Annotated in this window: 13 protein-coding genes; 9 read left to right on the top strand and 4 right to left on the bottom strand. The window is 71.3% G+C overall.

Going from position 1 to position 12,870, the window contains the following annotated elements; genetic code table 11:
* Positions 1–129: 129 nt before the first annotated feature.
* The 3 genes from F8279_RS17580 to F8279_RS17570 form a co-directional block, all read right to left on the bottom strand.
* Complete coding sequence (locus F8279_RS17580) at positions 130–1,509, bottom strand: FAD-binding oxidoreductase (protein WP_151500509.1); 1,380 nt, start codon at positions 1,507–1,509, stop codon at positions 130–132.
* Between the two features lie 4 nt (positions 1,510–1,513).
* On the bottom strand, positions 1,514–2,860 hold the full coding sequence (locus F8279_RS17575) for an aspartate aminotransferase family protein (RefSeq protein WP_073824804.1): 1,347 nt from the start codon (positions 2,858–2,860) through the stop codon (positions 1,514–1,516).
* A gap of 148 nt (positions 2,861–3,008) precedes the next feature.
* A complete protein-coding gene (locus F8279_RS17570; protein ID WP_091418617.1) occupies positions 3,009–3,521 on the bottom strand; it encodes an Lrp/AsnC family transcriptional regulator in 513 nt (170 codons plus the stop codon).
* A gap of 205 nt (positions 3,522–3,726) precedes the next feature.
* Between F8279_RS17570 and F8279_RS17565 the strand changes: the two genes are divergently transcribed.
* The 9 genes from F8279_RS17565 to F8279_RS17525 all read left to right on the top strand — a co-directional run bounded on the left by F8279_RS17565 (position 3,727) and on the right by F8279_RS17525 (position 12,328).
* Positions 3,727–4,911, top strand: coding sequence for a spermidine/putrescine ABC transporter substrate-binding protein (locus F8279_RS17565; RefSeq protein WP_151500508.1), 1,185 nt, complete (start codon positions 3,727–3,729; stop codon positions 4,909–4,911).
* Positions 4,908–6,065 (top strand): ABC transporter ATP-binding protein, encoded by a 1,158-nt coding sequence (locus F8279_RS17560; protein WP_151500507.1) that lies wholly within the window; start codon positions 4,908–4,910, stop codon positions 6,063–6,065. Before F8279_RS17565 ends, F8279_RS17560 begins: the two co-directional genes overlap by 4 nt.
* Before the next feature lie 156 nt (positions 6,066–6,221).
* A complete protein-coding gene (locus F8279_RS17555) occupies positions 6,222–7,130 on the top strand; it encodes an ABC transporter permease (protein ID WP_091418625.1) in 909 nt (302 codons plus the stop codon).
* Positions 7,127–7,957, top strand: a complete 831-nt coding sequence (locus F8279_RS17550; RefSeq protein ID WP_225853316.1) for an ABC transporter permease — start codon at positions 7,127–7,129, stop codon at positions 7,955–7,957. The genes F8279_RS17555 and F8279_RS17550 overlap by 4 nt, the downstream gene beginning before the upstream one ends.
* Positions 7,954–9,375, top strand: a complete 1,422-nt coding sequence (locus F8279_RS17545) for an FAD-binding oxidoreductase (RefSeq protein WP_151500506.1) — start codon at positions 7,954–7,956, stop codon at positions 9,373–9,375. Before F8279_RS17550 ends, F8279_RS17545 begins: the two co-directional genes overlap by 4 nt.
* Positions 9,375–10,577, top strand: a complete 1,203-nt coding sequence (locus tag F8279_RS17540; RefSeq protein ID WP_151500505.1) for a saccharopine dehydrogenase family protein — start codon at positions 9,375–9,377, stop codon at positions 10,575–10,577. The genes F8279_RS17545 and F8279_RS17540 overlap by 1 nt, the downstream gene beginning before the upstream one ends.
* A complete protein-coding gene (speB, locus tag F8279_RS17535) occupies positions 10,574–11,587 on the top strand; it encodes an agmatinase (protein ID WP_151500504.1) in 1,014 nt (337 codons plus the stop codon). Before F8279_RS17540 ends, speB begins: the two co-directional genes overlap by 4 nt.
* Before the next feature lie 40 nt (positions 11,588–11,627).
* Entirely contained in the window at positions 11,628–12,020 is a 393-nt protein-coding gene (locus F8279_RS17530; RefSeq protein WP_192580716.1) for a type II toxin-antitoxin system RelE/ParE family toxin, read from the top strand.
* Positions 12,017–12,328, top strand: coding sequence for a helix-turn-helix domain-containing protein (locus F8279_RS17525; RefSeq protein ID WP_013284175.1), 312 nt, complete (start codon positions 12,017–12,019; stop codon positions 12,326–12,328). The genes F8279_RS17530 and F8279_RS17525 overlap by 4 nt, the downstream gene beginning before the upstream one ends.
* A gap of 19 nt (positions 12,329–12,347) precedes the next feature.
* On the opposite strand, the gene F8279_RS17520 is transcribed toward F8279_RS17525, so the two are convergent.
* Positions 12,348–12,797, bottom strand: coding sequence for a hypothetical protein (locus F8279_RS17520; protein ID WP_091418638.1), 450 nt, complete (start codon positions 12,795–12,797; stop codon positions 12,348–12,350).
* Between the last annotated feature and the right edge of the window lie 73 nt (positions 12,798–12,870).

Here is a 12,870-nt window from a genome sequence, read left to right as displayed (position 1 = left end):
CCCGCGCCCGCGCCTGCGCGCCCCCGGCCCCTCACCGCGTCGATCATGAAGTTGACGGCGTTTTCGATCTCCCTGAGTGCCGCCAACTTCATGATCAACGGGGTGAGGTGGGGTGGAAGGGGGAGTGGGTCAGTGGCCCAGGAAGCGGTTGAAGAGGTCTGCCCGGCGGGACGGGCGATGGGTTCTGTGCTCGGTGTGGTCGGCTGAGGACATGATCTTCAGGCCGGCGTTCATGGCGAGCCAGCGCAGCGGCTCCGGTTCCCAGTGGGGGGAGCGGTGCCCCACCCAGGGCAGCGCCGTGAGGTCGCTGTCCACGCCCCGGATCAGGTCGGCGAGCGTACGCCCGGCGAGGTTGCTGGTGCCGACGCCGTCACCGACGTAGCCGCCCGCCCAGGCCAGCCCGGTACGCCGGTCCAGCCCCACCGACGCGGACCAGTCCCGGGCCACGCCGAGCGGCCCGCCCCAGGCGTGCGTCACCGGCACGTCCGGTCCGAGCACCGGGAACAGTTCCCCGAGCGCCCGGCGCAGCGCCGCGAACACCCGGGGCTCCCGGTCGAAGTCCTGCCGCACCCGGGAGGCGTAGTGGTAGGGCGCGCCCCGCCCGCCGAACGCGAGCCGGCCGTCGGCGGTGCGCTGGCCGTACACGATGACGTGCCGGTAGTCGGAGAACGTCTCCCGCTCCGCCAGCCCGATCCGCGCCCAGGTCTCCTCGGGCAGCGGCGGGGTGGCCACCATCAGCGAGTAGACCGGTGCCACCACACGCCGCTGGCCGGGCAGCCCCGGCGTGTAGCCCTCGGTCGCGCGCACCACCACGGGTGCCCGGACCACGCCCGCCGTTGTCGCCGCCGCGCCGGGCCGCAGCGCGGTCACCGCTGTCCGCTCGTGGATGCGTACGCCCCGGCGTTCCACCGCCCGGGCCAGGCCCCGGACCAGCTTCGCCGGGTGCACGGCCGCGCAGTGCGGGGTGTACGTGCCGCCGCGTACCCCCTCGGCGTTGCACCGCGCGGCGGCCTTGTCGGCGTCGAGCAGCGTCAGGTCGTCGTCGGTGAGCCCGTGCGCGTGGGCCTGGTCCACCTCGGCGCGGGCCCGGCGCAGCTGCGCCTCGCTGCGGGCCAGCGTCACAGTGCCGCCGGCCTGCCAGTCGCACTCGATGCCCTCGGCGGCGGCGACCCGGCCCACCTCGCCGACCGTGTCGTGCATGGCCCGCTGCATGGCCAGTGCCCGGTCCCGGCCGTGCCGGCGGGCCAGCGCCGGCAGCGAGGTGGGGAACAGTGCCGAGCACCAGCCGCCGTTGCGCCCGGACGCTCCGTACCCGGAGATCTCCCGCTCCAGCACGACGACGCGCAACGTGGGATCGGCCTCGACCAGGTAGTACGCCGTCCACAGCCCGGTGTACCCGGCGCCCACGATCGCCACGTCGGCGTCCGTGTCGCCGGGCAACCCGGGTCGTGGTGTCAGCGGCTCGTCCAGGCCGGACAGCCAGTACGACAGGTGCTGATAGCCCGTCATCGGCTCAGAGCCGGGACCACGCCTCGGTCAGCACCGCGCGTAGGATCTGCTCGATCTCGTCGAAGTGCTGCTGGTCGGCGATCAGCGGCGGGGCGAGCTGCACCACCGGGTCGCCCCGGTCGTCGGCGCGGCAGTAGAGCCCGGCGTCGAACAGCGCGGTGGAGAGGAAGCCGCGCAGCAGCCGCTCCGACTCGGCCTCGTCGAACGTCTCCCGGGTCGTCTTGTCCTTGACCAGCTCGATGCCGTAGAAGTAGCCGTCGCCGCGTACGTCGCCGACGATCGGCAGGTCGTACAGCTTCTCCAGGGTGGACCGGAACGCGCCCTCGTTGGCCCGGACGTGCCCGATCAGGTCCTCCCGGGCGAACACCTCCAGGTTGGCCAGTGCGACCGCGCAGGAGACCGGGTGGCCGCCGAACGTCACGCCGTGCGCGAACATGCCGGTCTCGGTGAGGAACGGCTCCATCAGCCGCTCGCTGGCGATCATCGCGCCGAGCGGGGCGTAGCCGGAGGTGATGCCCTTGGCGGTGGTGATGATGTCCGGCTGGTAGCCGTAGCGCACGGCGCCGAAGTACTCGCCGAGCCGGCCCCAGGAGCAGATCACCTCGTCGCTGACGAGCAGCACGTCGTACGCGTCGCAGATCTCGCGTACCCGCTCGAAGTAGCCGGGCGGCGGCGGGAAGCAGCCGCCGGAGTTCTGCACCGGCTCCAGGAAGACGGCGGCGACCGTCTCCGGCCCCTCCCGCTCGATCGCCCGCCCGATCTCCTCGGCGGCCCACCGGCCGAACGCCTCGGCGTCGTCGCCGTGCTCGGGGGCCCGGTAGAAGTTGGTGTTCGGCACCTTGATGCCACCCGGCACCAGCGGTTCGAAGTCGGTCTTGATGCCGGGCAGGCCGGTGATCGACAGCGCGCCCATCGAGGTGCCGTGGTAGGCGATGTAGCGGCTGACCACCTTGTGCTTGGTGGGCTTGCCGGTGCGCTTGAAGTAGGCCCGGGCCAGCTTCCATGCGGCCTCGACGGCCTCGGATCCACCGGTGGTGAAGAACACCCGGTTCAGGTCGCCGGGCGTGAGCGTGGCGATCTTCTCGGCCAGCTCGACGGCCTTCGGGTGGGCGTACGACCAGAGCGGGAAGTAGGCCAGCTCGCCGGCCTGCTTGGCGGCGGCCTCGGCCAGCTCGGCGCGGCCGTGGCCGGCGTTGACGACGAACAGCCCGGCCAGCCCGTCCAGGTAGCGGCGGCCCTGTGCGTCCCAGACGTACGCGCCCTCGCCCCGGACGATTGTCGGAACCTCGCCGGCGGGGTAGCTCGCCATGCGGGTGAAGTGCATCCACAGGTGGTCGGTGGCGTTGGCCATGTCAGCCCCATCGGGTCTCGGGCCGGTCAGGGGTGACACCGGCCGCTCTGCCCACGGTTATCCCACAGGCGGTGCCGATAAGGCAAGCGAACAAGCTTCACCACGACGGATTCAGCGTCGTATCACTGCACGGTCAACGGAATCCGCATCAGGCGGTGCCCCAGCTGTAGGTCTGCTTGCGCAGCTTCAGGTAGACGAACGCCTCGGTGGAGAGCACCCCGGGCACGCCGCGCAGCTTCTGGAGGATCTCCAGCAGGTGCGCGTCGTTGCGGCAGACCACCTCGGCCAGCAGGTCGAACGAGCCGGCGGTGATCACCACGTAGTCGATCTCCTCGAACTCGGCCAGCCGGTCGGCGACCGGTTCCAGGTCGCCGTCGGTCCGTAGCCCGATCATGGCCTGGCGGGGGAAGCCGAGCTGGAGCGGGTCGGTGACCGCGACGATCTGCATGACGCCCGCGTCGAGCAGTCGCTGCACCCGCTGGCGTACCGCTGCCTCGGAGAGCCCGACCGCCTTGCCGATGCTCGCGTACGGGCGGCGCCCGTCCTCCTGGAGCTGCTCGATGATCTGCTTGGCCACGTCGTCGAGCAGAGCGTGGTTGGACCCTTCACGCACGGTGACCCGGCGGGCGCCGTTGGAGTTCTCCTGGTGCCGGTTGACCATCGACGCTCCTCGTGTCCGATTCTCCGTGTTGAGCGTAGTGCCCCGCGCAGTCTGGCGTATTTCGTGGCGACTGGCTATTCCGGCAACGGAATCCCTTGTGAGAGAGGTTTTCTCATGTCAGGATCAGTCGTCCATCGCCACTGACCCTCCCGCCGGCGCGCCGCCCCCGTCCCGCCGCCGACGATGCCCCCCAAGGAGTCGTCACATGCGTAGTCCCCTCCGGACCCTCACCCGGCGTGGTCTGCTCACCGGGACCGTCGGCTCGGCCGCGCTGCTCGCCACCGCGGGCACCCTGGCCGGCTGCGGAACCAAGGGCGCCCAGCAGACCGAAGCCGGCTGCAAGAGCGAGGATCTGTCCGCCACCGAGAAGAAGGTCGCCTTCTCGAACTGGCCGCAGTACATGGACACCGACGAGAAGGACGAGTCCAAGCGCCCCACGCTCGACGCGTTCGTCGCCGCCTCCGGCATCCAGGTGACGTACACCGAGGACGTCAACGACAACAACGAGTTCTTCGGCAAGGTGCGCAACCAGCTCGCCGGCTGTCAGAGCACCGGCCGGGACATCATGGTGCTCACCGACTGGATGGCCGCCCGGGTGATCCGCCTCGGCTGGGTGCAGAAGCTGGACAAGTCGAAGATGCCCAACGTCGAGGCGAACCTGCTGCAGTCGCTGCGCGGGCGCTCCTTCGACGCCGAGACCCAGCTCGCCGTCCCGTGGCAGTCCGGGCTGGCCGGGCTCGCGTACAACGCGAAGGTCACCAAGGAGATCCGCACCGTCGACGAGCTGCTCACCCGCCCCGATCTCAAGGGCAAGGTGACTGTGCTGTCGGAGATGCGCGACACCATCGGCCTGCTGCTCCAGTCGCTCGGCCACGACCCGGCCAAGTTCACCTCGGCCCAGTTCGACGACGCGCTGAACAAGCTCAAGAAGGCCGTGGACAGCAAGCAGATCCGGCGGTTCACCGGCAACGACTACGCGCCCGACCTGGCCAAGGGCGACATCGCCGCGTGCATCGGCTGGTCCGGCGACGTGGTCCAGCTCGGCTTCGACGACGAGAAGATCAAGTTCGTGGTGCCCGAGTCCGGCGTGATGCTCTGGTCGGACAACATGCTGGTGCCGAACAAGGCCACCCACAAGGCCAACGCCGAGGCGTTGATGAACCACTACTACGACCCGGCGGTGGCGGCGAAGCTGGCCGCGTACGTCAACTACATCTGCCCGGTGCAGGGTGCGCAGGCCGAGATGGAGAAGATCGACCCGGATCTGGCCACGAACCCGCTGATCTTCCCGGACGACGCGATGCTGTCGAAGGCCAAGGTCTTCATGGCGCTCGACGAAGCGCAGGAGAAGGAGTACGAGACCAAGTTCCAGCAGGTGATCGGCGCGTGAAGGGGCAGCAGACCCCGGCCGGCGACCTGCGACTGGTCGACCTCACCAAGCGGTTCGGCGTCTTCACCGCCGTCGACGACCTCACCCTCACCATCCCGCAGGGCTCGTTCTTCGCCCTCCTCGGCGCGTCCGGCTGCGGCAAGACCACCACGTTGCGGATGATCGCCGGGCTGGAGCAGCCCACGAGCGGACAGGTGCTGCTCGGCGAGCAGGACATCGCCGGGCTGCGGCCGTACAAGCGGCCGGTCAACACCGTGTTCCAGAGCTACGCGCTCTTCCCGCACCTGGACATCCACGAGAACGTGGCGTTCGGGCTGCGCCTCCGCGGCATCCGCAAGGTGAGCGACCAGGTGGAGCGGATGCTCGCGCTGGTCCAGCTCGAAGGGTACGGCCGGCGTCGTCCGGCCCAGCTCTCCGGAGGCCAGCAGCAGCGCGTCGCGCTGGCCCGGGCGCTCATCAACCACCCGCAGGTGCTGCTGCTCGACGAGCCGCTCGGCGCGCTCGACCTGAAGCTGCGGCGGCAGATGCAGATCGAGCTGAAGCGGATCCAGACCGAGGTCGGCATCACGTTCGTGCACGTCACCCACGACCAGGAGGAGGCCATGACGATGGCCGACACGGTCGCGGTGATGAACGCCGGCCGGATCGAGCAGCTCGGCGCGCCCGCCGACATCTACGAGTACCCGGCCACCGCGTTCGTCGCGAACTTCCTCGGCCAGTCCAACCTGCTCGCTGCCGAGGCGGGCGGCCGCGCCGCCGACGACGTGCTGGTCACGGCGCACGGCGCGCGCTTCTCGGTGCCCGCCGGCCGGGCCCGGCTCACCGACGGGCCGGGCTTCCTCGGCGTACGTCCGGAGAAGCTGCACCTGGCCGAGGGGCCGGACGGGGTGCCGGCCGGGCACCAGCACCTCGGTGGCGTGGTCACCGACGCCTCGTACGTCGGGGTGAGCACGCAGTACCTGGTGCGCACCGCCTGGGGCAGCGAACTGACCGCGTTCGCCGCGAACAGCGGTCTGGGCGGTCAGTTGGCGGTCGGCACGGCGGTGACCGCGCACTGGGACCCGCGGCACGCGTTCCTGCTGCCCCGGGCGGCCGGTGAGGACGACCAGACCACGCCGCTGCTCGACGAGCCGCCGGTGGGTGCGCTGCCATGAGCGCGCGCAGCGAGCGAATCGGCAGGCCCAGCGCGAAGGTGCCTCGTGACGGCACGGAGCGAAGCGGAGTGGTGGCATGAGCGCGCGCAGCGAGCGAATCGGCAGGCTCAGCGCGAAGGTGCCTCGTGACGGCACGGAGCGAAGCGGAGTGGCGGCATGAGCGCGCTGGCCCACGTACCGACCTCCGCCGGGAAACCGGCGCCGCCGCCGGTGCGGCGCGGGCGCAACCGGCTCCTGCCGTACCTGTTGCTGCTGCCCGGCGCGGCCTGGCTGCTCGTCTTCTTCGCGCTGCCGCTGGTGCAACTCGCGTCCGCCAGCCTGTACGACCCGGCCGGCTCGCTCTCCACCGGGTACGCGATGACCTGGGCGTTCAGCAACTACCCGGACGCGTTGCAGGCGTACTGGCCGCAGTTCTCCCGGTCGTTCCTCTACTCGGCAATCGCGCTGGTGCTCGCGCTGCTGATGGGCTACCCGCTGGCGTACGCGATCGCGCAGAAGGCCGGCCGGTGGAAGAACCTGCTGCTGGTCGCGGTGGTCGCGCCGATGTTCACCAGCTTCCTGGTGCGCACGCTGGCCTGGAAGACCATCCTGTCGGACAACGGCGCGCTGGTCGGGCTGCTGCGCGACGTGCACCTGCTCGGGCCGGACGGGCGGCTGCTGGCCACCCCGATCGCCGTGGTGCTCGGTCTGACGTACAACTTCCTGCCGTTCCTGGTGCTGCCGCTGTACGCGAGCCTGGAGCGGCTCGATCCCCGGCTGCTGGAGGCGGCGAGCGACCTGTACGCGAGCCCGCTGCGCGCGTTCGCCAAGGTCACGCTGCCGCTGTCGATGCCCGGCCTGATCGCCGGCACGCTGCTGTTCTTCATCCCGGCCACCGGTGACTACATCAACGCCGAACTGCTCGGTACGCCGAACGAGTACATGATCGGCAACGTCATCGACTCGGCGTTCCTGGTCCGGCTGGACTACCCGCAGGGCGCGGCGCTGTCGTTCCTGCTGATGGCCGCGATCCTGGCGATCGTCTTCGTCTACCTGCGCCGGGCCGGTACGGAGGAGGTTCTGTGAAGGTCAGGCGCTGGCTCGCCGACCGGTGGGTGATGGGCGTGGCTCTGCTCGTCCTCGGCTACCTGACGCTGCCGATCATGGTGGTCGCCGGGCTCTCCTTCAACCGGCCCTCCAGCCGGCTCTCCTACGACTTCAACGAGTTCACGCTCGACAACTGGAAGCAGCCCTGCGCCACCTCGGACATGTGCGACGCGGTGGTACGCAGCATGCAGATCGGCCTGATCGCCACAGTCGCCTCCACGATCCTCGGCACGCTGATGGCGTTCGCGCTGGTCCGGCACAGCTTCCGCGGCCGGTCCGGGCTCAACGGGCTGATCTTCCTGCCGATGGCCACCCCGGAACTGGTGATGGGCACCTCGCTGCTCGCTCTCTTCGTCGCCGCCGGGGTGCCGCAGGGCTTCTGGACGATCGTCATCGCGCACGTCATGTTCTGCATGTCGTTCGTCGTGGTTACCGTGAAGGCCCGGCTCTCCGGCATGGACCGGCGGCTGGAGGAGGCCGCCATGGACCTGTACGCCAGCGAGTGGCAGACGTTCCGAAGGATCACGCTGCCGCTCGTGCTGCCGGGCATCGTGGCCGCCGCGCTGCTGGCGTTCTCGCTCAGCTTCGACGACTTCATCATCACGAACTTCAACGCCGGCACCACTGTCACGTTCCCGATGTACGTCTGGGGCGCCTCGCAGCGGGGCATCCCGCCGCAGGTCAACGTGATCGGCACGGCGATGTTCGTGATCGCGTTGCTGCTGGTCGGGGCCACCTCGCTGCGCGGGCGGCGGGCGCGACGGGCCGCCCTCGCGGTGGTCGCCACACCGGCGGGCAAGCCGTGACACTCCCGCATACCGGCCGGGCGCTGGCCGATGCCGCGCCCGTGCCGTACTGGCTGGACCGCCCGGTTCGTCCCGACCCGCTGCCGCCGCTGTCCGGGTCGCACACCGCCGACCTGCTGGTGGTCGGCGGCGGGTACGCCGGGCTGTGGACCGCGCTGCTCGCAAAGGAGGCCGACCCGGACCGCGACGTGCTGCTCGTCGACGCGGGCACGTGCGGTTGGGCGGCGTCCGGGCGCAACGGCGGGTTCTGCGCCGCGTCGCTGACCCACGGGCTCGCCAACGGCGTCGAGCGGTTCCCCGGCGAGATCGGCGAGCTGGAACGGCTGGGCCGGGAGAACCTGGACGCCATCGCCGCCACGGTGGCGAAGTACGACATCGACTGCGACCTCGAACGCACCGGCGAACTGGCGGTGGCGGTCGAGCCGTACCAGCTCGACGGGCTCGCCGCCGACGCCGAGCTGGCCCGCCGGTACGGCCACGACGTGCGGCTGCTCGACCGTGACGAGGTACGCGCCGAGGTGGCGTCGCCGACGTACCTGGGCGGGATGTGGGACGCCGACCGGGTGGCCCTGCTCGACCCGGCGAAGCTCGCCTGGGGACTGCGGCGGGCCGCGCTCGACCTGGGCGTACGCGTGCACGAGCACACCCGCGTCACCGGCCTGGCCCGCGACGGCGCCACGCTGCGCGCCACCACGGCCGGCGGCACGGACGCGGCGCCCGGCGCGGTGCGGGCGCGGCAGGTCGTGCTGGCCACGAACGCGTTCCCGCCGCTGCTGCGCCGGCTGCGCTCCTGGGTCGTCCCGGTCTACGACTACGCGCTGATGACCGAGCCGCTGACCGCCGCGCAGCGCGACGCGATCGGCTGGCGGCACCGGCAGGGGCTCGCCGACACCGGCAACCAGTTCCACTACTACCGGCTCACCGCCGACAACCGGATCCTGTTCGGCGGCTACGACGCGATCTACCACTACGGCAACCGGGTGACCCCCGCGCTGGAGCAGCGCGAGGCCACCTTCACCGCGCTGGCGTCGCACTTCTTCGCGACCTTTCCCCAACTGGACGGGCTGCGGTTCAGCCACCGCTGGGGTGGCGTCATCGACACCTGCACCCGGTTCTGCGCGTTCTTCGGCACCGCGTACGAAGGGCGCCTGGCGTACGCGGCCGGGTTCACCGGGCTCGGCGTCGGCGCGACCCGCTTCGGCGCCCGCGTGACGCTCGACCTGCTCTCCGGCACTGAGACCCCGCTGACCCGGCTCGACCTGGTACGCAGCAAGCCGCTGCCGTTCCCGCCGGAACCGGCCCGGTCCGTGGGCATCAACCTCACCCGCTGGTCGCTCGCCCGCGCCGACGCGCGCGACGGACGGCGCAACCTCTGGCTCCGTACTCTCGACCGTCTTGGACTGGGGTTCGACTCCTGATGCGTATCCTCCTCGTCGGCGCCGGTGGCGTCGGCTCCGCCGCCGTATCCATCGCCGCCCGCCGTTCCTTCTTCGAGCTCATGGTGGTCGCCGACCACGACCCGGCGCGCGCGGCGCGGGCCGTCGCCGGGCATGGCGACCGGTTCGTCGCCGCCACAGTCGACGCGTCCTCCGCCGACGCGGTGGCCGCGCTGTGCCGGGACCACCGCATCACGCACGTGCTCAACGCGGTCGACCCGCGTTTCGTCATGCCGATCTTCGACGGCGCGTTCGCCGCCGGGGCCGACTACCTCGACATGGCCATGTCGCTGTCCCGGCCGCACCCCGAGCGTCCCTACGCCGAGACCGGGGTCAAGCTCGGCGACGAGCAGTTCGCCGTCGCGGAGCAATGGGCCGCCGCCGGGCGGCTGGCGCTCTGCGGCATCGGCGTCGAGCCGGGCCTGTCCGACGTCTTCGCCCGCTACGCCGCCGACGAGTTGTTCGCCGAGATCGACGAGATCGGGGTACGCGACGGCGCGAACCTCACGGTCGCCGGGTACGACTTCGCGCCCTCGTTCTCCATCTGGACCACCATCGAGGAGTGCCTCAACCCGCCGGTGATCTGGGAGGCCGGGCGCGGTTGGTTCACCACCGAACCGTTCAGCGAGCCGGAGGTCTTCGACTTCCCGGCCGGGATCGGCCCGGTCGAGTGCGTCAACGTCGAGCACGAGGAGGTGCTGCTCATCCCGCGCTGGGTGCCGGCGAAGCGGGTCACCTTCAAGTACGGCCTCGGCACCGAGTTCATCGAGGTGCTGCGCACGCTGCACAAGCTCGGGCTGGACTCGACCCAGCCGGTGCGCGTACGCGGCGTCGACGTGTCGCCGCGTGACCTGGTGGCCGCCGCCCTGCCGGACCCGGCCACGCTCGGCGACCGGATGAGCGGCAAGACCTGCGCCGGCACGTACGTCACCGGCACCGGCCCGGACGGGCAGCCGCGCCGTGTCTACCTCTACCACGTGGTCGACAACGAGTGGTCGATGGCCGAGTACGGCCACCAGGCGGTGGTCTGGCAGACCGCCGTCAACCCGGTCGTCGCGCTGGAACTGCTCGCCACCGGCGCCTGGTCCGGCACGGGCGTGCTCGGCCCGGAGGCGTTCCCGCCGACCCCCTTCCTGGACCTGCTCACCGGCTACGGTTCGCCGTGGGGGATGGAGGAACGATGACCCGGTACGGCCCGATGTACGGTCCCGACGTCACGTTCCTCGGCGTGCCGCCGTGCACCGTCGAGGAGCCGGTCACGTACGCCGACGCGGACGTGGTGATCATCGGGGCGCCGTTCGACGGCGGCACCTCGCACCGGCCCGGCACCCGGTTCGGGCCGTCCGCCATCCGGCAGGCCTGCTACCTGCCGCACGACGGCTCCCGCCCGTCGCTGGCGCTGCGCGTGGACGCCCTGAAGGACCTGTGCGTCTACGACGCCGGCGACGTGGAGATGTTCGGCGGCGACATCGAGCGCTCGCTCGCCGCGCTGGAGACCGCCGTGCACGCGGTCGCCTCGGCCGGGGCGATCCCGGTGGTCCTCGGCGGCGACCACTCCATCGCGTTGCCCGACGCGACAGGGGTGGCCCGGCACCACGGGCTCGGCCGGGTGTCGCTGGTGCACTTCGACGCGCACGCCGACACCGGGGACGTCGAGTTCGGCTCGCTGCACGGCCACGGCCAGCCGATGCGGCGGCTCATCGAGTCCGGCGCGGTACGCGGCGACCGCTTCCTCCAGATCGGGCTGCGCGGCTACTGGCCGGGCCCTTCCACCTTGGCGTGGATGGCGGAACAGCGGATGCGCTCGTACGAGATGACCGAGATCGTGGCGCGCGGCCTGGACACCTGCCTCACCGAGGCGTTCGGGATCGCCACCGACGAGTGCGAGGGCGTGTTCCTCTCCGTCGACGTGGACGTGGTCGACCCGGGCATGGCGCCGGGCACCGGCACACCCGAGCCGGGCGGGTTCACCTCCCGGCAACTGCTCGACGCGGTGCGCCGGGTGTGTTACGAGCTGCCGGTGGTCGGGCTGGACGTGGTCGAGGTCGCCCCGCCGTACGACCACGCCGACATCACCGCGTACCTGGGCAACCGGGTGGTGCTGGAGGCGCTGTCCGCGATAGCCCGCCGCCGCCACGACGCCGAAACCGGAACCCCGTGGAACCCCACCCAGCCCTTGTTGGACGACCGCTGACTGGTAGCCCGGCATGTTTAGCTCAGGCTATAGTCAGGACATGGGTGCGGACGGGAAGCGCTGGTCGGTCCGGGTGACCGGAGAGGTCCGGCACTGGCTGCGTGACCTGCGGGACCACGACCCGGCGTCGTACGAGAGCGTCCGGGTGGCGGTGGACAAGCTGGCCGAGGTCGGGCCAGGGCTGGGGCGCCCGCTCGTGGACACGCTGCGTGAAAGCAGCCTCCGTAATCTGAAGGAGCTGCGGCCCCGCTCCGGTCGGGAGGTGGCTATCCGGGTGCTGTTCGTCTTCGATCCCTGGTCGCAGGCGGTCCTCCTGGTCGCCGGCAACAAGGCGGGCAACTGGACCCGCTGGTACCGGCAGCACATCCCGGCGGCGGAGGTTGCCTACAAGGCTTGGCTCGACAGCGAGCGCGAGCGAAGGGGGGAGTCGTGACGGAGTTCTATCACTGGGACGAGGTCCGCGCCGAACTCGGCGGTGACGACGAGGCGTACGAGGCGGAGCGCGCCCGGACCGACGCGTGGGTGAGCGCGTTCCACCTGGCGGAGGAGCGCAAGCGGCTGGGGCTCACCCAGCGGCAGGTCGCCGAGATCATGGGGGTCACGCCCGGCCGGGTGAGCCAGATCGAGAACGGCGACCTCGACGTCAACGAGGTGGCCACGCTGAGCCGCTACGCCAACGCCCTCGGCGCCCGGCTGCGGATCATCTTCGACTACGGCGACGACCTCCGGCAGATCGCCTGACCGGAGGCCGCCGACGCGGTCAGGGGCGGGCGCAGTGGGGGCGCAGGCGGACGCGTTCGGTGGTTTCGGTGAGGGAGTTGGGCTCGACCACCAGGCGCGCGATCGTGGTGGCCGGGCCGGGGCGGAACGCGCCCCGGTCGGCGGGGATGGTCGCGGTCCAGGTGCCGGCGGTGCGCTCGTCGGTGCACGCGCCGATCACGCCGAACCCGAAGCCGGTGACCGTGCCGCGCCGTGTCCGCTGCTCCAGGTGCACCTCGATGTACGCGAGGCCGCGCTCGGTGCCGCAGTCGAACCGGCCGCCGACGGTGGCGGTGTGCGCCCGTACGTCGGCTGCGCCGAACCAGTTGACGGAAATGCGGGGGGAGGCCGCCGGGGCGGCGACGGCGGCGCCCGGCGCGAGCCCGAGCGTGGCGGCGGTGGCGAGGGCGGTGAGGCCGGCGGCGAGCACTGGCTGTCGGACCGGATTCATGCGCGGACTCCTGTCGGGCGGTGGTGGGACGCGGACTCCGAACTGGACGGCGTCAGCATCCCACCGCCGCGAT

This window comes from Micromonospora sp. AMSO1212t (assembly GCF_008868145.1).
Taxonomy (GTDB): domain Bacteria; phylum Actinomycetota; class Actinomycetes; order Mycobacteriales; family Micromonosporaceae; genus Micromonospora; species Micromonospora tulbaghiae.
Note: the sequence above shows the minus strand (reverse complement) of the source record. Positions and strands in the feature narration are given on the sequence as shown.